This window comes from Methylobacterium sp. C1 (genome assembly GCF_001854385.1).
GTDB classification, from domain to species: Bacteria; Pseudomonadota; Alphaproteobacteria; order Rhizobiales; family Beijerinckiaceae; genus Methylobacterium; species Methylobacterium radiotolerans.
Map to the genome: position 1 here is coordinate 4,800,548 of NZ_CP017640.1, position 20,965 is coordinate 4,821,512.

Consider the following 20,965-nt stretch of genomic DNA (forward strand, 5'->3'; position numbering starts at 1 on the left):
GCGCGGCCCCCCTGACGATCGCCGGCGCGGGCTCTACCTTGGAGCCAATCCAGGGTGCTGGTGTGTCCCGGACGAGCCCGCCGGGTGTCCCGCCGGAGCGGGGTGCCCGTCGGCACCGGGCCCGGAAACCGGGATCCCGTCCGCGCCTCTGTAATCTGAACCGGAGAGACTTGATGCTGGGAGTTGAAGCCGCGCCCCAGGACCCGGGCGCCAGACCTGCGCGGACCGACGCACCGGTCCTCGCCACCGTCACGTTCACGGTGAACGGCGAGCGGCGCACGCTCGAACTCGACACCCGCACCAGCCTGCTCGACGCCGCGCGCGAGCACCTGCACCTCACCGGGTCCAAGAAGGGCTGCGATCACGGCCAGTGCGGCGCCTGCACGATGATCGTCGACGGGCGGCGCATCAATGCCTGCCTGACGCTGGCGATCATGCACCAGGGCGCCGAGATCGTGACCGTCGAGGGCCTCGGGCAGCCGGACCACCTGCACCCGATGCAGGCGGCCTTCGTCAAGCACGACGGCTACCAGTGCGGCTACTGCACGCCGGGCCAGATCTGCTCGGGCGTCGCGGTCTTGGAGGAGATCAGGGCCGGCATCCCGAGCCACGTCACGGCGGATCTCGGCGCCGCCCCGCAGGTGACCGAGACGGAGATCCGCGAGCGGATGAGCGGCAACCTCTGCCGCTGCGGCGCCTATTCCAACATCGTCGAGGCGATCACCGAAGTCGCCGGGAGCCGCGCATGAAGTCCTTCACGTACGAGCGCCCGGGCACGCCCGCCGAGGCGGCCGCCGCCGTCGCCGCCACGCCCGGCGCCAAATTCATCGCCGGCGGCACCAACCTGCTCGACCTGATGAAGCTGCAGATCGAGACGCCGCGCCACCTCGTCGACGTGAACGGGCTCGGCCTCGACGCGGTCGAGCCGACCGAAGAGGGCGGCCTGCGCATCGGCGCCCTGGTGCGCAACACCGACCTCGCGGCCCATCCGCGGGTGCGCAAGGATTACGGGGTCCTCGCCCGCGCGCTGCTCGCCGGCGCCTCGGGACAGTTGCGCAACAAGGCGACCACCGCCGGCAACCTGCTGCAGCGGACCCGCTGCCCGTACTTCTACGACACCGCGCAGCCCTGCAATAAGCGCCAGCCGGGCTCCGGCTGTTCGGCGCTCGACGGTGTGAGCCGGCAACTCGCGGTGATCGGCGCCAGCGAGGCCTGCATCGCCACGCATCCGGGCGACATGGCGGTGGCCATGCGCGTCCTCGACGCCACCGTGGAGACGATCGACGCCGGGGGCGCCGCGCGCAAGATCCCGATCGCCGAGTTCCACCGCCTGCCTGGCGACGAACCGCAGCGCGACACGAACCTCGGGCCCGGCGAGCTGATCACCGCCGTGACGCTGCCGAAGCCGGTCGCCGGCACGCACATCTACCGAAAGGTCCGCGACCGCGCCTCCTACGCCTACGCGCTGGTCTCGGTGGCGGCGATCCTGGGCAAGGACGGCACGGGCCACGTCGCCTTCGGGGGCGTCGCCCACAAGCCCTGGCGGGTCGAGGCGGCCGAGGCCGATCTCCCGAAGGGCGCCCGGGCCGTGACCGACCGGGTCTTCGCCGACGCCGCGCCCACCCACGAGAACGCCTACAAGCTGAAGCTCGCCGAGCGGACCCTCGGCGCCGCGCTCAACCAAGCGAGGGCCTGAGCCATGAAGTTCGACACCGCCGCGGGCCCGAACCCGATCGACCGCCTCAAGGTCGTCGGCCGGCCCACCGACCGCATCGACGGCAAGTACAAGACCACCGGCACCGCGCCCTACGCGTACGAGCGCCACGACGCGGCCCCCGACGCCGCCTACGGCTACGTGCTGGGCTCCGCCATCGCCAAGGGCCGGGTGCGCAGCATCGACACGGCCTCGGCCCGGCAGGCGCCCGGCGTCGTCGCCGTCGTCACCACCCTCGACACGCCGCGGATCGAGCGCGGCGTGATGAACGTCGCCTACCTGTTCGGCGGCGACGTGATCCAGCACTACCACCAGGCGATCGCCGTGGTGGTGGCCGAGACCTTCGAGCAGGCCCGCGCGGCCGCCTTCCTGGTGACGGTCGATTACGCCCCCGAGGCTGGTGCGTTCGACCTCGCCGCCGCGGCGAAGACCGCCGAGCCGGTCCCGGCCGACAGCGGCGAGGGCAGCGGCGGCGACGGCGAGGAGCGGGTCGGCGATTTCGAGGGCGCCTTCGCGCAGGCGCCCGTGACGCTCGACGCGACCTACACGACGTCCGACGAGAGCCACGCCATGATGGAGCCGCACGCCACGACGGCGGCCTGGGACGGCGACCGGGTCACGCTCTGGACCGCCAACCAGATGATCGGCTGGGGCCACGGCAGCCTCGCCAAGATGCTCGGCCTGCCGAAGGACAAGGTCCGGCTCGACGCGCCCTACGTCGGCGGCGGCTTCGGCGGCAAGCTGTTCGTGCGCGCCGACGCGGTGCTGGCGGCGCTCGCCGCGAAGGCGGCAGGGCGGCCCGTGAAGGTGGCGCTGACGCGCCCGCTCATCGCCAACAACACCACGCACCGGCCGGCCACGATCCAGCGGGTGCGGATCGGCGCGACCCAGGACGGCACCATCACGGCGATCGCGCACGAGAGCACGTCGGGCAACCTGCCGGACGGCGACCCCGAGACGGCGGTGAACCAGACCAAGTACCTCTACGCGGGGGCGAACCGCCTGACCGCCATGAAGCTCGCCCGTCTCGACCTGCCCGAGGGCAACGCCATGCGGGCGCCGGGCGAGGCCCCGGGGCTGGCGGTGCTCGAGGTCGCCATGGACGAGATGGCGGAGAAGCTCGGCCTCGACCCGGTGGAGTTCCGCATCCGCAACGACACGCAGGTCGTCCCGACCCAGCCGGACCTGCGCTTCTCACACCGCGACCTCGTCGGCTGCCTCAAGCTCGGCGCCGAGCGGTTCGGCTGGGCCAGGCGCAACCCGAAGCCCGGCCAGGTCCGGGAGGGGCAGTGGCTCGTCGGGCACGGCATGGCGGCGGCCTTCCGCGACAACATGGTGCTGAAGTCGGGCGCCCGGGTGCGGCTCTCGGCCGACGGCACGGTCACGGTCGAGACCGACATGACCGATATCGGCACCGGCAGCTACACGATCATCGCGCAGACCGCCGCCGAGATGATGGGCGTGCCCCTCGACCGGGTCGTGGCGCGGCTCGGCGACTCGGACTTCCCGGTCTCGTCGGGCTCGGGCGGCCAGTTCGGCGCCAATTCGTCGACCGCGGGCGTCTACGCGGCCTGCGTGAAACTGCGGGAGGCCGTCGCGCAGAAGCTCGGCTTCAATGCCACCGACGCGGTGTTCGAGGACGGCGAGGTCCGCGCCGGCAACCGCGCCATCCCGCTGGCCCAGGCCGCCGCCGACGGCGAACTGGTGGCCGAGGACGCGATCGAGTTCGGCAAGTTCTCGAAGACGCAGCAGGTCTCGACCTTCGGGGCCCACTTCGTCGAGGTCGCGGTGGATGCCGACACCGCCGAGGTCCGGGTGCGGCGGATGCTGGCGGTCTGCGCGGCGGGGCGCATCCTCAACCCCAAATCCGCCCGCAGCCAGGTGATCGGCGGGATGGTCATGGGCACCGGCGCGGCCCTGATGGAGGAGCTCGCCGTCGACACCAAGCGCGGCTTCTTCGCCAACCACGACCTCGCCGGCTACGAGGTGCCGGTCCACGCCGACATCCCGCACCAGGAGGTGATCTTCCTCGACGAGGTCGACCCGATGTCCTCACCCATGAAGGCCAAGGGCGTGGGTGAGCTCGGCATCTCGGGGGTCGGCGCCGCGGTCGCGAACGCGATCTACAACGCCACCGGCATCCGCGTGCGCGACTACCCGATCACCCTCGACAAGCTCCTCGACCGCATGCCGGACGCGGCCTGACCGGGGCGCGGGGACGTCCTGCCGGGCGTCCCCTACGGGTCCACGACGTGGAAGCTGGCCCGGGCCCGCATCACGAGGCGACCGTCCTCGTCGTAGGCGCGGGCGGTGAAGTCGTTCACCCCGGTCTCCTCGCCCTCGTCGTGCAGGAGCGCCGTCAGGGTCCGGCGCAGCAGGTCCCGCAGGGCGGCCCGGTCCGGGAGGACCGTGCCCTCGTCGTCCCGGACGGCGACGTGGTCGACGGTGTCGATGAAGTAGCGCGGCATGGGTGTCTCCGGGATCGGAATGACCGGGACGGGAGCGCCCGCAAGCCTCGCCGATGGCCGATCAGGGATACAGATCGGGTCGGCCGCCGCACTCATCTGGGTTTGAAAGTCCGGGCTCATCGTCCGGGCGCGAAGACGCGATGCCTCAAACGGAAGAGGGGCCGCGGATCCCGCAGCCCCTCGCTCCGTCGTTCCCCCCTCGGACGGGCTCAGTACTTCCGGATGATCGGCTCCGGCGCCATCGGGACCGGATCCGCCCCGAACCGGTAGGTCAGGCCGGCGTAGATCGAGAGCGGCTGCGCCAGGGTCGTGGTCCGCGGGTCGTTGATCGACAGGTTGCCGGCGACCGCGCCCGTCTCCGCGAAGGTGCCGAACGTGGCGTAGCGGTTGTTGGTCAGGTTGGTGATCAGCCCGAAGATCTCTAGGTTCTTGCTGACCTGATACTTCGTCGTCAGGTTCATCACGTAGTAGGCCGGCAGCTTGCGGTTGAGGTTCGACTCGTCGCCCCGGTAGTAGGACGACGAGAAGGCCGAGACGTTGAGGCCGAAGCGCCAGTTCGGGGTGATGCTGTACTCGAAGCCCGCCTTGATCTGGTGGTCGGGGATCAGCGGGATCTTGTCGCCCGGCCGGACGCGGATGCCGCCGTTCGGGATCACGTCGCCGCCCGCGGCGCCGCCGGCCGCGCCGGTGCTCGCCAGCGGGTTGTTGGGCGACGAGAGGGTCGCGTTGAACTGGAAGGTCGCGTCGACCAGGGCGTAGTTGGCGTAGATCAGCAGGTCGGGCGTGACCGCGTACTCGGCGCTGACCTCGATGCCCTGGCGCCGGGTCGCGGGCACGTTGATGTAGTAGGCGCGGGCGGCGTTGCCGGCGACGGCGACCTGGTAGAGGTCGTTGGACAGGTCGGTGCGGTAGACGCCGGCCTTGTAGGTGAGGGCGCCGCCCGACAGGAAGGCCGGGATCACGCCGCGGAAACCGGCCTCGTAGGTCCGGCCGGTGACCTGCTTGAGCGGCGGATCGGCCACGAGCGAGTTCGGCAGCAGGCACGGCTGGGTCGGGCTGGAGCAGGACAGCTCCAGCGGGGTCGGGGCGCGGTTCGATTCCGAGTAGCCGCCGTAGAGGTTGAGCGCCGGGTCGAACTGGTAGGTCAGGCCCGCGAGCGGGTTGACCTTGGTGTACTCGTGGGCGCCGGTCACGTCCGGCGCGAAGCCGGTCTGGTCCCGGGTCTGGATGCGCGCGTAGTTGAGCCGGAAGCCGCCGGTCAGCGACAGCCGGTCGGTCACGTCCAGTGTGTCGGTGGCGTAGAGGCCGAGATACAGGGTCGAGCCGCTGACGTTGCTCGGCGCGAGGCCGATCGCCCCGAGGGTGCGGATGTCCGGCGTGCCGAGGCCCGGGATCGTGCCGTAGTACGGGTTGTTCGGGTCGACGGTGATCGACAGGTTCGGGTTGATGACGCCCAGCTGGCTGGACGATTTGAACGCGAAGGTGGAGGCGTCGACGCTGCCGCCGACCACGAAGGCGTTGTTCAGGCCGAAGATCCGGTCGCGGTTGGCGGCCTGGAGCGAGCCGCCGTAGGATTCGGCCTCGGTGAGGGTCGTGTCGATCGTGCCGTACGGGATGTTCCGCAGGAACGGGATCGTCTGGTTGTTCAGGCCGAGGATCGCGAACTGGTTGGCGTAGGCGCGGCGGGCCGCCACCTGGCTGGTGGGCGGCGCGTTCACGTTGAACGCGTCGTCCTGGTAGCAGAGCGAGCCCCGGAAGCTGCTGCGGCTGCTGCAGTTCTCGAAGTTGCCCTGGTTGCCGTCGACGTAGAACTCGCTGAAGCGCCGGTAATAGGCGTTGCCGGCGAGGTCCCAGGTCGGTGAGATGTCGACCCGGCCGGTCAGCTGGAGCGTTCCGACCTGCGTCGTCTGGGTCTGCGGGTAGGTGAAGATCGCCCGCGGGTCGAGATGGGTGAAGTCCACCGGCGTGGCGGCGGCGGCGCCGTAGAAGCTGCGGGCGGCGAGCCCGATCAGGTGGAATTCCGAATCCTGCGAGCGGTAGCCGAGATCCGCGTAGAGGCGGCCGATCGTGCTCGGGTTCTGGTAGCGCCAGCCGCGGTCGTTCAGGCCGTCGCCGGTGAAGTAGAAGCTCCAGGGACCGGAGATCTTGCCGTACTCCAGGTAGCCGGCGGTGCGCGCGTCCGAGCCGCCCCAGGCCGAGATCTCGGTGCCCTGCCAGGTGAAGCCGTTCTTCATCTGGATGTTGACCGCGCCGCCGATGGCGTTGAGGCCGAAGACCGGGTTGCCGGTGACGACGTCGATGCGCTGGATCGCCTGCGGGGGGATGAGGTCGAAATTGACGATGTCGCCGAAGGCCTCGTTGATGCGCACGCCGTTCTGGTAGACGGCCAGCCCCTGCGGCACGCCCTGGACCGACGAGGCCGTGAAGCCGCGGTAGCTGAGGTCGACCCGGTTCGCGTTGCCCTGCGAGTCGTTGAGGTTCACCCCGGGCGTCCGCCGCGCCAGCGTGGCGATCACGTTGTCGGTGCCCTGATCGACCTCGATCTGCCGCGCCGTCACGGTCTCGACGGTGCTGGGGATCTTGTTGAGCGGCTGCTCGGAGCCGCGCAGGCGCACCCCGCCGGCCGGGACCGGCAAGGTCGGCGCGGCCTGGGCGACGGTATTGAGATTCTCGGCGCCGCTGGACGTGCCGCCACCCGCACCCACCGGCGAAGTCGAGACGACGCTGATCTCACCGAGGGTGACGGCTTGTTGAGCCTGCGCGACACCGGGCAACAGCGCCGCGGACGCGATCAAGCTGCCTCGTAGGGCACGCATATCTTCCCCCAACCTGGATTCAAGGCACGCGCCGCTTCTCGTCGGCTGCGAGAGCCTCACTGATCTCGGGTCGGGTCCGGACCTCAATTCACATTCTGTTTAATCCCTGTCGGGGACGACCTGAATGCGTGAATGGTGCGGTCTGTTGCACAAAGACAACAAGAGACGAAGATTGGCGCAAGTCTTCGGGACTATTGTGAAGGACTAACCGGGACGATTGCGCAATGAGACCGGCCGACAGGATCGGACCCGGGCTCACGGCGGCGGCAGGCGGACGGCGACCTCGTTCCGGCGCAGGAACGGGATCGCGAAGGGCGGGTCGTACCCCATGACGAACGGCGCGCCGGCCGGGGCGCGGCCGGCCGCCGCCAGGACCGCGGCGAGGATGGCCGCCTGCGCGGCCCGCGCCTCCGGGGTGAGGCGGCCGGAGAAGCGCAGGGCCGCGATCCGCTCGGCCGGGAGCTCGACCAGCCGGACCCCCGGCCCGGTCGGCGCCGGCGCCCCGGCCGCCGCCACCGCGCGCGGCAGGAAGAACCGCATCGTGCCGGTGCCGTCCTGCTCCACCGGGACCGTCGCGGCGAGGCGCCGGCCGCCGCTCTCCACCGGCGCCGTCATGGCGATGCGGTCGCCCGCCCGGTTCGCGCCGGTGATGTAGCGGAACAGCCGCCCGAAGGCGTCGCCGTCGCCCTGGCCGCGCGCGTCGGTCTCGACCGCGAGGCGCGGCGCGTAGGACCGGATCTCGACCCCGCGGTCGAGGCGCGCGACGACCGTGTAGGCGGGCTGCTCGTAGAGCGCCCGCACGCCGAAGATCCCGAGCACCGCCTCCGCCAGGGTGACGAGCGCGTACATGACCCTGTCCATGGGACCTCCGGGGGCGGGCGCGGCGTCTCCCCCGCGCGCGGAACCTCCCGCGGGAACATGGCGCCGGGACCGCCCGTCGCCGCCCGGCTGCGGCGTCAGGTCTCCGCTTGTCCCGGCAGCGCCCAGCCTCATCAGGGCTGCCCGCCCCTCGGCCGCCTCCGCCGCGCGCCGACGACCTTGCGCAGCACGCGCGAGACCTGGTCGGCGGAGTAGGGCTTGGGCAGCAGCTCGAAGTCGCGGATCCCCTCCTGGGCGAGGACGTGGCTGTAGCCGGAGGCCAGCACCACCGGCAGGTGCGGCATCCGCCGCCGGAGGAGCCGGGCCAGCGCGATCCCGCCCATCCCGGGCATGACCACGTCGGAGAACACGACGTCGAAGGCCGCGCCGTCGGCCCCGAGCTGATCCAGCGCCTCCTCGGCATTGGCCGCCCAGGTCGTCGCGTAGCCGAGATCCTCCAGGATCTGCGTGGCGAAGCGGCCGACCTCGATGTTGTCCTCCACCACCAGCACGCGCTGCCCCGCGCCGCCGGGATCGAGCGCGGCCGCCTCCGCGGCGGCGGCCGCGCAGGACGCCTCGGGCTCGACCTGCGGCAGGTAGAGCGTGAAGGTGGCGCCGCGGCCGGGCGCGCTCTCGACCGCGACGTCGCCGCCGGACTGCTTGGCGAAGCCGAAGACCTGGGACAGGCCGAGGCCCGTGCCCTTCCCGACCTCCTTGGTGGTGAAGAACGGCTCGAACACCCGCGTCAGGACGTCCGGCGCGATGCCGGTGCCGGTGTCGGTGAGGGCGATCGCCGCGAACGGGCCGGGGGCGCCGGCATGGCCGCGGATCGGCGGCAGCGCCGCGCCGCAATGCAGGCGCAGGGTCAGCGTGCCGGCGCCGTCCATGGCGTCCCGGGCGTTCACCGCCATGTTGACCAGCGCGGTCTCGAACTGGCTGAGGTCGACCCGGATGAAGCAGGGCTGGTCCGGCAGCTCGGTCACGACCGCGATGCGGGCGCCCGTGACCGTGTCGAGCAGGTCGGCCACGCTGCGCAGCCGCGCGCCGACGTCGAGGATCTCGGGCTTCAGCGCCTGCCGCCGCGCGAAGGCGAGGAGCTGGCCGGTGAGCTTGGCCGCCCGGTCCACCGTCTCCGAGACGGCGTTGAGGTAGCGGGACCGGCGCTCCTCCGCCAGATCGGGACGGCGCAGGAAGTCCACCGACGAGCGGATGATCGTCAGAAGGTTGTTGAAGTCGTGGGCGACGCCGCCGGTGAGCTGCCCCACCGCCTCCAGCTTCTGCGACTGCCGCAGGGCCTCCTCGGCGTGCCGGAGCGCCTCGGCCTGGGCCTTCTCGGCGGTGACGTCGCGGCCGTAGGCGTAGACGTGCGCGCCCTCGACGGAGGTGCGCCACGAGATCAGCCGCGGGGTGCCGTCCTTGTGCCGGTAGCGGTTCTCGAAATCGGTCAGGTCGCGCACGGCCGCGGCGGCGTCGAGGGCCTCCCGGGTCGGGCCCGCATCCTCCGGCCAGACGAAGTCCAGGAAGCTGCGGCCCACCACCTCGGCCGGCTCGTGCCCCAGGATCGTCTGCCAGGCCGGGTTGACCGCGCGGAAGATGCCGTCGGCCCCGACCACGACCAGGAGGTCGCGCGAGTTGCGCCAGACCCGGTCGTGCTCGGCGGTGCGCTCGGCCACGCGCTGCTCGAGGGTCACGTTGAAGCGCACGAGCTCGGCCATGAGCCGCTTCTGGTCGTCGATGTCGGTGCTGGTGCCGACCCAGCGGGTGACCGCGCCGTCGGCCGCCCGGACCGGCTGCGCCCGGGCCAGGAACCAGCGATAGGCGCCGTCGGCGCGGCGCAGGCGGTACTCGGACTGGTAGTCGGCCCGCGACCGGACGGCCGCCCGCCATTCCTCGTCGACCCGGTCCCGGTCGTCGGGGTGGATGATCCCCCGCCAGCCCGCCCCGTCGAGGGTGCCGGGCTCCCGGCCCGCGTAGGCGTAGACGCGCTCGTTGAACCAGTCCGCCGCCCCGCCGGCGTCGGTCGCCCAGACGAAGTTCGGCAGCACCTGCGACAGGACGCGGAACTGCGCCTCACTGGCGCGCAGGGCCTCCTCGGCCTGCTTGCGGGCGGTGACGTCGATCGCCGTACCGATCACCCGCACGCAGCGCCCGCCCTCGAAGATCCCGCGCCCCTTGGCGGCGACCCAGCGCACGACGCCGTCCTCCTTGCCGACGGTGCGGTACTCGACGTCGTAGAGGGCGCGCCGGTCGGGATCGAGGGCGGAGGCGAAGGCCGCGCTCGTGGCCTCCCGGTCCTCGGGATGCAGGCCGGCGTAGTAATCGGCCATCGTGACCGGCACGTCGGCCGAGATCCCGAACATCGCCTTGACCCGCGCCGGCCAGAACAGGGTGTCGGCGACGACGTCGACGTCCCAGAGGCCGATCTCGGCCGACTCGGTCGCGAGCCGCAGGCGCCGCTCGCTCTCCCGCAGCTGCTCCTCGGTCCGGTGGCGCACCGTGTCGTCGAGGTGCAGCCCGTCCCAGACCAGGCCGTCGCCGACGCGGCGGGGCGCCGAGATGATGCGCGTCCAGACGCGGGTGCCGTCCGGCCGGCGCATCGGCGCCTCGACGTCGAAATGCGCGAGGTCGCGGATCGCGCCGGCCTCGGCCTCGGCGAGGCCGGCGCGGTACTCCGGCAGGATCAGGTCGTAGGCGACGGCCGGGTCGGCGAGGACCGCCTCGGCCGCCACGCCGGTCATGCGCTCGAACCCCTGCGACACGTAGAGGAAGCGCCGGTCCGCGCCGTCGGGGGCCATGGCGAGCTGGTAGACGTAGCCGCCCGGGAGGTGGTCGGCGAGCGCGCGGATCCGCGCCTCCGTCTCCCGCAGCCGCGCCTCGGCCAGGACGCGGCCGGTCGTCTCCGTGCAGGCGCAGTACAGGCCGGCGACCCGGCCGGCCTCGTCGCGCACCGGCGCGTACGAGAAGGTGAACCAGGTCGGCTCGTCGTAGCCGTGCCGGTTCATGGTCAGGGGCATGTTCTCGGACCAGGTCGCCGCGCCGGCGAGCGCCCGGTCGATCAGGGGCCCGATCTCGGGCCAGATCTCCGGCCAGACGTCGCGGAAGCGCGCGCCGAGCGCCGCGGGATGCTTGTCGCCCAGGATCTCCGCGTAGGCGTCGTTGTAGAGGAAGACGAGGTCGGGCCCGAACGCCACGAACATCGGGAAGCGCGAGCCCAGGATCAGGCTCAGCGTCGCCCGCAGGCACGGCGCCCAGCGCTCCGGCCGCCCGAGCGGCGAGCCGGACCAGTCGTGGGCGCGCACCCGCGCGCCCATCGCGCCGCCCTCCGCGAGGAAGGGCAGATCCGCGGTCCTGACGGTCTCGGACATGGGACAGGGACAGGCTCCGCGATGGGCAGCGCTCCGCCTGGCGCCACCGTTCCGGCCGCGGGGCCCGGCTGACAGGGCGGCCTCGCGCCGGCGCGGAGGGGCCGTACGGTGCCCGCAGTGCCATCGGTGCCCCAGCGCGCGGGCCTGTGCAACTGCATCGATCAAGTCGGGCCCGTCGAACGCCGCGACCCGTGTGGAGGACGCCCTCAGGACGTCTCAGGCGCTCCTGTCGCGGCCCGAGATCAGCCGGAGCTGCGCCGGTGGGCGGGCCGCCAGGGCGGCGGCGACCTTGCCCTCGAGTTCCCCGACGCGGAACGGCTTCAGCACGATCGCGTCGGTGCCGACGGCGCCGGCCTTGGTCAGGGCGCTGGTGTCGGCGAAGCCGGTGACGAACAGGACCGGCAGCGCCGGCCAGCGCTTCCGGACCTCCAGGGCCGTCTCGGCCCCGTTCATGCCCGGCATGGCGAAGTCCATCACGATGAGGTCGACGCCCGGATCCGCCTCCAGGGCGGCCAGCGCCTGGAGGCCGGAGGCCGCCTCGCGCACCGCGTAGCCGGCCTCGATCAGGCGGGTCGTCGTCACCTCGCGCACCTCGGCGTCGTCGTCGACCACCAGGAGCCGGGGGCCGCCTCCGGGCGGGTGCGCCCGCGCGGCCTCGGCCGCGACCGGCAGGCGGGGCACGGCGCCCTCGGGCTCCGCGGCCCGGGGCAGGTAGACCTTGATCGAGGTGCCCTCGCCCGCGACCGTGTCGATGCGGATGCCGCCGCCGGACTGCTTGACGAAGCCGTAGACCTGGGCGAGCCCGAGACCCGACCCCTTGCCGACCTCCTTGGTGGTGAAGAACGGCTCGAACACCCGCGCCAGCACGTCCGGCGTCATCCCGGTGCCGGTGTCGCTCACCGCGACCATGACGTAGGCGCCGGGCGCCGGCTGCTCGGGCCGCGTCGGCGCCCCGGTGACGCTGACATTGGCGGTCTCGATGGCGAGCCGGCCGCCCACCGCCATCGCGTCGCGGGCGTTGATGGCGAGGTTCAGGATCACGAGCTCGATCTGGGTGGCGTCGACCAGGGCCGGCCACAGGTCGGGCTGAAGGGTCGTCTCGATGCGGACCGCGCCGCCGATCGAGCTCTGCAGCAGGTCGCGCATCGACGCGACCGTCTGGTTGAGGCTGACCGGCGTCGGCTCCAGGCGCTGGCGCCGGGAGAAGGCGAGGAGCTGCGCGGTGAGCCGGGCGCCGCGCTCGGCGGCCCCGCGCATCATGGCGAGGCGGCGCTTCGAGCGGGTGTCGGAGACGACCCTCTCGAGGAACTCGATGTTGCCGGCGATCACCGTCAGCAGGTTGTTGAAGTCGTGCGCGACGCCGCTCGTGAGCTGGCCGACCGCGTCCAGGCGCTGGGCGAGGCGCAGGGCGTCCTCCGCCCGCTCTCGCTCGACGATCTGGGCCTGGAGGGCCTCGTTGGCCGCGGCGAGTTCCCGGGTCCGCTCGGCGATGCGCACCTCCAGCGTCTCGTTGAGCGCCTGCAGGGCGGCCTCGGCCTCGCGCTTGTCGGCGCGCGCCCGCGCCTCGGCCAGCGCGCGGACGATCGTGCGCGGCATGCGGTCGAGGCGCTGCTTGACGACGTAGTCGGTGGCGCCGTTCTTCAGGGCCTCGACCGCGACATCCTCGCCGAGCGTGCCCGAGCAGAAGATGAACGGCGTGTCGGGGCACTGCGCCCGGGCGATGCCGAGGGCACTCACGCCGTCGAAGGTCGGCAGGACGTAGTCCGCCAGGATGAGGTCGTGCCGGCCGGCGACCGCCGCGCGGGCGAAGGCGTCGCGGGTCATCACCCGCTCGATCGCGACCGGGTGCCCGAGGCTCTCCAGCTCGGCCTCGATCAGCTCGGCGTCGAGGTCGCTGTCCTCCAGGTGGAGGATGCGCAGCGGACCCGCGGAAGGTCCGATCACGCGTTCGATGGCCAGCCTCCCCGGTACGGCGGCGGCTCGTTGAGGAGGGCCCAGAAGACGCCGATCTCCTTGATCGCCGCGAAGAACTCCTCGAAGGCGACCGGCTTCACCACGAAGGCGTTCACCCCGAGATCGTAGGAGCGCACCAGGTCGGTCTCCTCGCGGGACGAGGTCAGCATCACCACCGGCACCTGGCGGGTGACCGGGTCCCCCTTGATCTTGGCGAGCACCTCCAGGCCGTCGACCTTCGGCAGCTTGAGGTCGAGCAGGACCACCGCGGGATCCTGGGCCTGCCGCTTCTCGTGCACGCCCCGCCGGTAGATGAAGTCGAGGGCCTCGGCGCCGTCGCGGCAGATGACGATCTCGTTGGCGAGCTGGCTCGATTCGAGCGCCGCCAGCGTCAGCTCGATGTCGTTCGGATTGTCCTCGACCAGGAGGATGGGCTTCAGTCCCGCCATCAGTGCGCCTCCTCCCGGATGGGCAGGGTGAAGTAGAAGGTGGCGCCCTCGCCGAGCTTGCCCTCGGCCCAGGTCCGCCCGCCGTGGCGCTCGACGATGCGCCGGACATTGGCGAGGCCGATGCCGGTGCCCTCGAACTCCTCGACCCGGTGCAGCCGCTGGAAGACGCCGAACAGCTTGTCGACGTAGGCCATGTCGAACCCGGCGCCGTTGTCGCGCACGAAGTAGACCGCCTCGCCCTCCCGGGGCGGGAGGCTGCCCATCGCGATCACCGCCTCCGGGGTGCCGCGGGTGTACTTCACGGCGTTCGACAGCAGGTTCTCGATGACGAGCCGCAGCATGACGGGGTCGGCATAGGCGCGGCCCAGCGGCGCGATCTCCCAGCGGAGGGTCCGGTCGGGGGTGACGTCGCGCAGAACCTTCCGGCGGACCTCCTCGACCAGGGCGTTCATGTCGCCCCAGACCTTGTTGAGGGCGTGCCGGCCCATCTGCGAGAAGCTCAGGAGGCTGTCGACCAGGGTGCCGGCCGAGAAGGCCGCCTCGATGATCGTCTCCACGTAGTGCCGGCCCTTGTCGGAGAGCTGGGCGCCCTCGCGGGTCTTGAGCAGGTTCGCGTAGCCGACGATGTGGCGGAACGGCGCGCGCAGGTCGTGGCTGACCGAGTACGAGAACGCCTCCAGCTCCTTGTTCGAGCGCTGCAGCTCCTCGCTCATGGCGGCGAGCTCCTCGGCCCGGCGGAGCACGATGCCGAGCACCGAGGCGCGCAGGTCCTTGGCGGCCTCCACCTCCGGGTCGGACCAGGGCAGGGAGCGGCCCTGCACGGTCTCCTTCCAGATCTCGAACGACTTGCGCGGGTGCAGCCGGTCCGGTCCGCCCTCCGGATCGGGCCGGACGGCCTTCACGGGATTGCCGCCCCACTTCACCGTCCGCACGACCTCGGGCCTGAACCAGAGGATGTAGCTCGCGTACTTCTTCGAGACCGAGATCGCCAGGAGGCCGCTCGCCCGCTCGGCGAAGGCGGCGGCGGCCGGGAACGCCTCCGACAGGGCCTCGGAGACGAAGACCTCCTCGGAATCGTCGCGCTCGGACAGCCACCGGTAGAGGGCGCGGACCTCCCGCTCCGCCGGCGTCGCCCCGAGCAGCCGGCAGCGGTCCGCCGTCACCACCGCGGCGCCGGTCGCGTCCACCAGGGCCAGGACGTCGTCGGGGTGGTTGAGCAGGCCGTCGACGAAGCTGTCCTCCTCGGCCATGAACGCCAGGAGGCGCGCCTGCACGGCGCCGAGCGCCAGCCGCTTCTCGGACTGGGCGCCGCGCTCGCGGGCCGAGAGCTGCAGGGCGAAGATCTGGGTGAGCACGTCGCAGGCGTTGCGCGCCTGCAGGGGCACGCGCTTGGGCGTGCGGTTGTGGCAGGAGATCAGGCCCCAGAGGCCGCCGTCCACGAGGATCGACACCGACATGGACGCCATCGTGCCCATGTTGCGCATGTACTCGACATGGACCGGCGAGACCGAGCGCAGCACCGACTGGCTGAGGTCCAGCGGCTTGCCGGAGGGCGTGGTGGCCGGCCGGATCGGCACGGGGACGTAGCCGGCATCGGGGATGATGCGCAGGCGGTTCCGGCGGTAGAGCTCGCGCGCCTGGACGGGGATGTCGGAGGCGGGGAAGCGCAGGTCGAGGTAGGAGGGCAGGACGCCGTTGCCGGCCTCCGCCAGCACCGTGCCGTGCCAGTCGCGGTCGAACCGGTAGACCAGGGCGCGGTCGAGGCCGGTGATCTGGCGGATGTCCTCGGCGACGAACCGGCAGAGGTCCTCGACGGTGCGGGCGGTCTGCAGGCGCTCGACGAAGGCCCGCAGGCGCGGGGTGAGCACGTCGACGCCGATCTCGGCCGCGGCCGCGTCGATCTCCTCCAGTTCCAGCACGACGAGATCGTCGACCCGGTGAGCCGCGACCTCGTAGGCCTGACGGCCGCCGCCGGTCTCCAGCGTCACGGTCCGGAGATAGAGGGCGCCGTCCTGTTGCTCGGCCGCCGCGAGATGGTGGCGGACGACGGCCGCGAGGTCGGGCAGGGCCGCGTCGAGCACGGTTCCGACCGTAGCCGCCGCGGGGGCGTTGGCGCTCGCCTGGACGATGGTGAGGGACCGGGCCTCGAGGCCGAGCAGGAACCCGTGCGGCTGGACGCTGCCGACGATGTGGATGGGCTCGCGATCGCACGCGCTCAGGTCGAGACGCGGGGCCGCGCCGCTTCGAAGGTTCAAGCCGGGATTCGCCTCCTCACCGGGTCAGTCGCAGAGTTTAACGCGTGTTAACAGCCGAACCGGGCCGCTCCTATAGGCTTAAAGCACGGGTCGGGACGGCCCGCCCCGTCCGCGCGCGCCGTCCGGGCCGGGCTCAGGAGGCGGGAGCCGTCTCATCCGCCTCGCGCGCGCGACGCCAGGTCGCACGGCGGGGCTCCGGCGATGCCCCAGGGCGCCGAGCCTGCGGGGAGCGGCACCCCTGGGGTCTGGATCGCGAGATCCGGGCCGCGCGAACGATCGGGACCCGCGCTCGGCTCGCCGGCGGCGGGGGACGCCGCGCCGTCAGCCGCGCCCCAGCGCGTAGAATTCCGGGTTGGGGCGCAGGCTGGTGACGTTCGCCAGCCGGTTCGACAGGCCGAAGAAGGCCGCGATGGCGGCGATGTCCCAGGCATCCGCGTCGTCGAATCCGTGAGCCCTGAGCGCCGCGAACGCGGCCTCCCCGACTTGGTGCGCGGACTGGCTGACCAGCATGGCGAAGTCGAGCATCGCCTTCTGCCGGTCGGTGATATCGGCCTTGCGGTAGTTGATCGCCACCTGATCGGCGATCAGCGGATTTTTGGCGCGGATCCGGAGGATCGCCCCGTGGGCGATCACGCAGTACTGGCACTGGTTGATGGCCGAGGTCGCCACGACGATCATCTCGCGCTCGGCCTTGGTCAGGTTGCCCGGCCTGTCCATGAGGGCGTCGTGGTAGGCGAAGAAGGCCCGGAACTCGTCCGGGCGGTGGGCCAGCACCAGGAACACGTTCGGGACGAAGCCGGACTTCTCCTGCACCGCCTCGATCCGCGCGCGGATGTCGTCCGGCAAGGTCTCCAGGCGGGGGATCGGGAAGCGGCCGATCGGGGCGTCTTCGGCTGACACGGGCGCGCTCCTCGCAGATCGTCGCAGATCGAGCCGGCGCCCGAGGCCGCCGGCCGTCCCGGTCAGCCGATAGACCGAACGGTCCCGCCGACGCAATCGAGCGGGGCCGCGGGCCGGACCGCGGACCGGACCGCGCGCTTACGACCGGAACAGCGCGAGACGCCGGTCTATTTCAGCAGCAGAACCGGGACGTGAATACCTTCGATCGCTCATGAGCGACGATCTTCGAGAATAACCGTTGCCGCTCGTGGCGCCGCGCGGGCCTGTATCGCCCCGTCACGGCGGGGACGAAGCCCGCGACGCGGAGCTTAGGGATCCACGCGTCTCGCTGACGGCGGTGCTTTCTCGCGGCCTCGACCTGACACGGCCCTCGCGATCGGCCTCAACTCTGCCCGAAAGCTTCCGTCCGGTCCGGCCGGGATTCGATGGCGCGCGACGGCGCGCCGCGGGGAGGACCGGTGTGCCGCGACGGAAGACGGTCTGGACGAAGCTGTCGCTGCCGCGGGGCGGCGGATCGAAGCCCGTGTCGCGCCCGGGCGAGCGGTGTCCGCGCCGGGACCCACCCTGGGCCGCGTAGGCCTCCGGACCTTCCGAAGCCCGCGCCGCCCCCGCACCGACGGATCCAACCAGCGAGCCCGACAGCCGTGCGAACCCCAGCCACGCCCCGCACCCCGCGCCTCGCCCTGCTGCTGCCGGCGCTCCTGCCAGCGTTCCTACCGGCGATCCTGTCGACGGCCCTGCCGCGTCCGGTCCGGGCCGACGACAGCGTCGCGGCCCTCGCGGCCGGCGGCCTCGTCCTGGAGAAGACGGACCGGATCGCCCTCGTCTCCGAGGACCTCTTCCTGTCCGAGAAGGCGGTGCGGATCGCCTACCGCTTCCACAACCTGACCGACCGGGACGTCGAGACGACGATCGCGTTCCCGATGCCCGACATATCCGGCGGTCCCGACGCGATGCTCAACATCGCCGACCCGAAGCACGACAACTTCCTCCGCTTCACCACCGAGGTCGACGGCCGGCCGGTCGACTCGCAGGTCGAGCAGCGCGCCTTCGTCACGCCGGCCGGCAAGCCGGAGGTCGAGGTGACCGGGCGGCTGAGGAGCCTCGGCATCCCCCTCGTCCCGACGGTCGAGGCCACCGAGGCCGCTCTGGCGGCCCTGAGCGAGGATCAGCGCCGCCGCCTCGTGGCCGACGGCCTCCTGGAGGCCCAGGAGATGGGCAACGGCACGACGAGCCTATTCCCGGTCTGGACCCTGCGGTCGAAGTTCTGGCGCCGGCAGATCTTCCCGGCGGGACGCGACGTCGTCGTCCGGCAGAGCTACGTTCCGGGCCTCGGCGGCCTGTCCAGCCTGTCGTTCGGTACCGCGACCGAGGGCGCCGACGAGAGGGCCGAGTACGCGCGGAAATACTGCACGGACGCGGCCTTCCTGAAGGCGGCCCAGGCGCTCGCCCGCAGGGTCGAGGCGGCGGGCGGGCGGGGAATCCAGGCCTTCGAGCAGTACCTGTCCTACGTGATCACCTCCGGCGGCAACTGGGCCGGGCCGATCGGCACGTTCAAGCTGACCGTGGACAAGGGCGATCCCGCGACGCTCGTGTCGTTCTGCGGCACCGGCGTCCGCAAGACGGGCCCGACGACCTTCGAGAGCGTCGCGACGGATTACGTGCCCCGGCGCGACATCGACGTCCTGCTGCTCAAGACCACGGCGGGCCGATGAGCGGCGGCGCGCCACGCTGCCCGGATCCGGCGGGCCCGGCGGCCGGCCGCGACGACCCGGATCCCGCGCCGCGCAGACCCGACGGCCCGTGCCGGCCGAGATTGTACTGCCGATCACGTCCAGACCGCCACAGGAGGGATTCCGTGCGTATCCAAGCTCGTCCGGCGCGCCCGAGCGCGCGATCAGGCGTCCGATCGATCCTCCGACCGGGCCTCGTCGGCGCGCTCGCCGCGCTCGGCACCGTGGGCGCCCAGGCGGCGCCGGCCTGTCCCGCGCGGGACTTCCCGGGTTTCCTGGCCGCTTTCGCCGACGACGTCGCGGTCCAGAAGGCGTTCGTCGCCGTGCCCCTGCGCAGCGACACGATCGATCCCGAGGCCGAGCCCGAACCGAAGCCGGTGACGACGATGCTCGGCGCCGACGCGCTGCGCTTCCCGCTGATGCCGAGCCTCCGGACGCAGAAGACCGACGGCCTGAAACAGGCGCTGAGCGCCGCGGGGGCCGACGCGATGCGCGTCAAGCTGTTCAAGCCCGATACGGGCCTGCAGATCACCTACACGTTTCGCCGGGCGGCCTGCTGGACGCTCGTCAGGATCGAGGATGACAGCCTGTGAGCGCGGCCGTGCCGAGCACCCCGCGCGCGCATCGCGCGACCGCGCGGCCGCCGCGATGGCCGGCCGTGCTGCGCGTGCTGGCGCTCGGCCTCGGCGCGGGCGCGGGCGTCCCCTCCGCCCGGGCGGCCCCGGATTGCGCCGGGAATCGGGGCAGGGTCGAGACGCTGATCTGTGCCGACCCCGCCCTGACGCGGCTGGACGACGAACTCAGGCGCCTGTTCGACAGGATCGTGGGCGAGACACGCGGGGTCGACGGGGAGACCGGCCAGGCGATCGACACCTTCGGCGAGGACCACGCGCGCTGGCGCGCGCGGGTCCGCGACACCTGCCCGGACACGGCCTGCCTGACGCGCGCCTACACCGCGCGGATCGCGCGGGTCCGGCGCGACTGGAGCCGGGCCTTGTCGGACACGCCCGCGCTGCGGCACGTGGTCAACGCCCGTTTCGGCTTCTCCGTCGACGTGCCCGCCGACCTCGTCGCGGAGCCGCCGCCGGACAACGGCGACGGGCAGGCCTTCCACTCGGCCGACGGCCACCTGCAGCTGACGGTGTCGGGCCTGAACGCCGCGCGCGACCAGGATCTCGACGCCGTCGTGGCCGCGGATCGGCAGACCTGCCTGCGGCAGCCGCCCGAATACGCGGCGCGCAAGCCCGGCTGGATCGTGTTCTCCTGCACGACGGCGGCCGGAATCCTGTACCGGAAGACCCTCCTGGCGGGCGGGCGCGGCGGCGCCTTCGTCACCCTGCGCGTCCGCTACCCCGCGGCCGAGCAGGCGCGGTGGCGGGCGGCCGTCACGGCGGCCGCGACCTCGCTGCGCCCGACGGAACCGGCCCGGAGCACCCGCTGACGGCGCCCCGGGTCCCGGGCGCCTCCGGTCACCGCGAGAAGGTCGTGGCCGTCTGCGCGGTCGACACCATCATGTTGTAGTCGTTCACGATCCAGGTCACGTCGCGCCCGGCGCCGCGCCGGGCGTCGCCCTTGGCCTTGGCGAGCTTGGCGTCGAACTCGCGCAGCTTGCCCAGGAGCGCGCGCGGCCGGCTCTCGAACACGTGGAAGGAGTTCGGGTTGGCGGCGCTGTACCCGTCCATGTCCTTCACGGCGGCGGCGTAGCGCCCGAGCGCGGCCTCGAAGGCCGCCATCTCGACGACCGGCTCGGCGTCGGTGGGCAGCAGGTCCATGACCTTGCGGCACGCGGTCATCACGTTCGCGACGTGCCAGCGCGCCTTGCGACCCTCCCGCGCCTCGAGGGCGGCGAGTTCCAGCGCGTCGCTCTTCTCCTTCTCGACCCGCAGCGCGGCCTCGACCCTGGCGCGCGCCGCCAGGAAGGCCGGCCCCGCGACGGCGAGCTTGGCGTGGAGCGCCTTGCCCTGCTCCATCTTGTCCGCGCGGTAATCCTGCCGCTCGTAGTAGCCCTCCGCCTCGGTGACCGTCGGGGCGAGCGCCTGATAGGCGGCGATGTAGCTCTTCACGGCGCCGTCGAGGTCCGGCATCGCGGGCGGCTGCGCCGTCGCGGCCTCCGCCTTCGCGATCTCGCCGCGCACGTCGTAGAGCCCGTAGAGGCCGTAGATGGTCCGCTCGCGGCCGGTCGGGCCGGTCTTCATGTTGACCCAGCTCTGATAGCGGCTGAGCGATTCCTGCGCCCGCAGGGTCCGGTTGAGGAGGCCGACATAGGCGTTGAGCTTGCGGATCGTCTCCTGCGCGGGGTCGCTCTCGGGCTTGGTCGTCGGCCCCGCCGGCGACGGGGCGGGGGCCTGCGCGCGGGCCGGGGCGGCCGCGAGCAGCGTCGCCAGCATCAACCAAGTCGTCGTTCTCAGGGTCGTCGCTCTCATGGGCGCGGGGGATCCTCCGGATGGGTTGTTC

Annotated in this window: 15 protein-coding genes; 6 read left to right on the forward strand and 9 right to left on the reverse strand. The window is 72.3% G+C overall.

Features of this window, described 5'->3' with window-relative positions; all coding sequences use genetic code 11:
• Window positions 1-173 precede the first annotated feature (173 nt).
• From paoA to paoC, 3 genes are read left to right on the forward strand one after another with little or no spacing between them, the layout of a single operon-like run.
• Complete coding sequence (gene paoA / locus BKE41_RS22270; RefSeq protein WP_012321182.1) at window positions 174-749, forward strand: aldehyde dehydrogenase iron-sulfur subunit PaoA; 576 nt, start codon at window positions 174-176, stop codon at window positions 747-749.
• On the forward strand, window positions 746-1,696 hold the full coding sequence (locus BKE41_RS22275) for a xanthine dehydrogenase family protein subunit M (protein ID WP_012321183.1): 951 nt from the start codon (window positions 746-748) through the stop codon (window positions 1,694-1,696). The genes paoA and BKE41_RS22275 overlap by 4 nt, the downstream gene beginning before the upstream one ends.
• Window positions 1,697-1,699: 3 nt before the next feature.
• A complete protein-coding gene (gene paoC, locus BKE41_RS22280) occupies window positions 1,700-3,919 on the forward strand; it encodes an aldehyde oxidoreductase molybdenum-binding subunit PaoC (protein ID WP_012321184.1) in 2,220 nt (739 codons plus the stop codon).
• A gap of 32 nt (window positions 3,920-3,951) precedes the next feature.
• Here the strand turns inward: paoC and BKE41_RS22285 are convergent, their stop codons facing one another.
• The 8 genes from BKE41_RS22285 to BKE41_RS22320 form a co-directional block, all read right to left on the reverse strand.
• Entirely contained in the window at window positions 3,952-4,182 is a 231-nt protein-coding gene (locus tag BKE41_RS22285; RefSeq protein WP_024828882.1) for a hypothetical protein, read from the reverse strand.
• A 209-nt stretch (window positions 4,183-4,391) separates the two neighbouring features.
• The gene (locus tag BKE41_RS22290; RefSeq protein ID WP_071000122.1) at window positions 4,392-6,998 is read right to left on the reverse strand and encodes a TonB-dependent receptor; all 2,607 of its coding nucleotides are present in this window, start codon (window positions 6,996-6,998) and stop codon (window positions 4,392-4,394) included.
• Window positions 6,999-7,253: 255 nt separating this feature from the next.
• Entirely contained in the window at window positions 7,254-7,859 is a 606-nt protein-coding gene (locus BKE41_RS22295; protein WP_071000123.1) for a heme-binding protein, read from the reverse strand.
• A gap of 131 nt (window positions 7,860-7,990) precedes the next feature.
• The gene (locus BKE41_RS22300; RefSeq protein ID WP_071000124.1) at window positions 7,991-11,221 is read right to left on the reverse strand and encodes a PAS domain-containing protein; all 3,231 of its coding nucleotides are present in this window, start codon (window positions 11,219-11,221) and stop codon (window positions 7,991-7,993) included.
• Window positions 11,222-11,437: 216 nt separating this feature from the next.
• A complete protein-coding gene (locus BKE41_RS22305; protein ID WP_071000125.1) occupies window positions 11,438-13,165 on the reverse strand; it encodes a response regulator in 1,728 nt (575 codons plus the stop codon).
• The gene (locus BKE41_RS22310; protein WP_012321190.1) at window positions 13,162-13,623 is read right to left on the reverse strand and encodes a response regulator; all 462 of its coding nucleotides are present in this window, start codon (window positions 13,621-13,623) and stop codon (window positions 13,162-13,164) included. Before BKE41_RS22310 ends, BKE41_RS22305 begins: the two co-directional genes overlap by 4 nt.
• Window positions 13,623-15,878: an ATP-binding protein gene (locus BKE41_RS22315; protein ID WP_029360296.1), complete on the reverse strand. Its 2,256-nt coding sequence runs from the start codon at window positions 15,876-15,878 to the stop codon at window positions 13,623-13,625. The genes BKE41_RS22310 and BKE41_RS22315 overlap by 1 nt, the downstream gene beginning before the upstream one ends.
• 321 nt (window positions 15,879-16,199) lie before the next feature.
• A complete protein-coding gene (locus BKE41_RS22320; protein WP_071000126.1) occupies window positions 16,200-16,778 on the reverse strand; it encodes a peroxidase-related enzyme in 579 nt (192 codons plus the stop codon).
• Between the two features lie 644 nt (window positions 16,779-17,422).
• On the opposite strand from BKE41_RS22320, the gene BKE41_RS22325 reads away from it, so the two are divergent.
• The 3 genes from BKE41_RS22325 (at window position 17,423) to BKE41_RS31280 (ending at window position 19,952) form a co-directional block, all read left to right on the forward strand.
• Complete coding sequence (locus BKE41_RS22325; RefSeq protein WP_083374402.1) at window positions 17,423-18,493, forward strand: DUF4424 domain-containing protein; 1,071 nt, start codon at window positions 17,423-17,425, stop codon at window positions 18,491-18,493.
• A gap of 143 nt (window positions 18,494-18,636) precedes the next feature.
• Window positions 18,637-19,104 carry a hypothetical protein gene (locus BKE41_RS22330; RefSeq protein WP_024828875.1) on the forward strand — a complete coding sequence of 156 codons (468 nt, stop codon included), beginning with the start codon at window positions 18,637-18,639 and terminating at the stop codon, window positions 19,102-19,104.
• An 8-nt stretch (window positions 19,105-19,112) separates the two neighbouring features.
• The gene (locus BKE41_RS31280; protein ID WP_159392771.1) at window positions 19,113-19,952 is read left to right on the forward strand and encodes a hypothetical protein; all 840 of its coding nucleotides are present in this window, start codon (window positions 19,113-19,115) and stop codon (window positions 19,950-19,952) included.
• A gap of 28 nt (window positions 19,953-19,980) precedes the next feature.
• On the opposite strand, the gene BKE41_RS22340 is transcribed toward BKE41_RS31280, so the two are convergent.
• On the reverse strand, window positions 19,981-20,934 hold the full coding sequence (locus BKE41_RS22340) for a YiiG family protein (RefSeq protein ID WP_071000128.1): 954 nt from the start codon (window positions 20,932-20,934) through the stop codon (window positions 19,981-19,983).
• Window positions 20,935-20,965: the final 31 nt, after the last annotated feature.

What these genes read in the sequence shown, in the direction of transcription:
- paoA (WP_012321182.1), top strand. Translation starts at nt 174, where the DNA reads ATGCTGGGAGTTGAAGCCGCGCCCCAGGACCCGGGCGCCAGACCTGCG.
- BKE41_RS22275 (WP_012321183.1), top strand. Translation starts at nt 746, where the DNA reads ATGAAGTCCTTCACGTACGAGCGCCCGGGCACGCCCGCCGAGGCGGCC.
- paoC (WP_012321184.1), top strand. Translation starts at nt 1,700, where the DNA reads ATGAAGTTCGACACCGCCGCGGGCCCGAACCCGATCGACCGCCTCAAG.
- BKE41_RS22285 (WP_024828882.1), bottom strand. Translation starts at nt 4,182, where the DNA reads ATGCCGCGCTACTTCATCGACACCGTCGACCACGTCGCCGTCCGGGAC.
- BKE41_RS22295 (WP_071000123.1), bottom strand. Translation starts at nt 7,859, where the DNA reads ATGGACAGGGTCATGTACGCGCTCGTCACCCTGGCGGAGGCGGTGCTC.
- BKE41_RS22300 (WP_071000124.1), bottom strand. Translation starts at nt 11,221, where the DNA reads ATGTCCGAGACCGTCAGGACCGCGGATCTGCCCTTCCTCGCGGAGGGC.
- BKE41_RS22290 (WP_071000122.1), bottom strand. Translation starts at nt 6,998, where the DNA reads ATGCGTGCCCTACGAGGCAGCTTGATCGCGTCCGCGGCGCTGTTGCCC.
- BKE41_RS22340 (WP_071000128.1), bottom strand. Translation starts at nt 20,934, where the DNA reads ATGAGAGCGACGACCCTGAGAACGACGACTTGGTTGATGCTGGCGACG.
- BKE41_RS22310 (WP_012321190.1), bottom strand. Translation starts at nt 13,623, where the DNA reads ATGGCGGGACTGAAGCCCATCCTCCTGGTCGAGGACAATCCGAACGAC.